Origin of the sequence: Ruegeria spongiae (assembly GCF_023502395.1) — a bacterium.
Taxonomy (GTDB): domain Bacteria; phylum Pseudomonadota; class Alphaproteobacteria; order Rhodobacterales; family Rhodobacteraceae; genus Ruegeria_C; species Ruegeria_C spongiae.
The window spans coordinates 1-347 of record NZ_JAMFMB010000103.1; the positions used below are offsets into that span (position 1 = coordinate 1).

Genomic DNA, 347 nt, shown 5'->3' on the forward strand with positions numbered 1-347 from the left:
GGGGAGAACAAGCAGTGCATAATGCTGATGGCACCATCAGCTTTCCAGGCGACTTCAGTGGAACGTCTTCAGGTTCACAAAGCTTGCCCGGTGGTATTATTAGGCTTGGTGGAAAAAATATCGGCGGGACCGCTGCGGGAATCATCTCGCCGAGCACTATGGGAGATGGCACCCACATTCCATCAATGGACGAGTTGGCTCGAGAAAATGGCTCTTGTGGGGACCCTTGCGAAGAAGCGTTGAACAGGCTTCGAAAAGTTAAGCAAGATACCAACAGACTTAAGAGAGGCTTAAGTTGTACTTCCTCACGAGGTCGGCCCAAGAACTTGTCACACAGTGATATCGCA

1 protein-coding gene is annotated in these 347 nt (G+C 50.7%); it reads left to right on the top strand.

Features of this window, described 5'->3' with window-relative positions:
- Positions 1–243 (top strand): hypothetical protein (locus M3P21_RS22445; protein WP_249713731.1); only part of this gene is annotated, 243 nt, incomplete at its 5' end.
- Between the last annotated feature and the right edge of the window lie 104 nt (positions 244–347).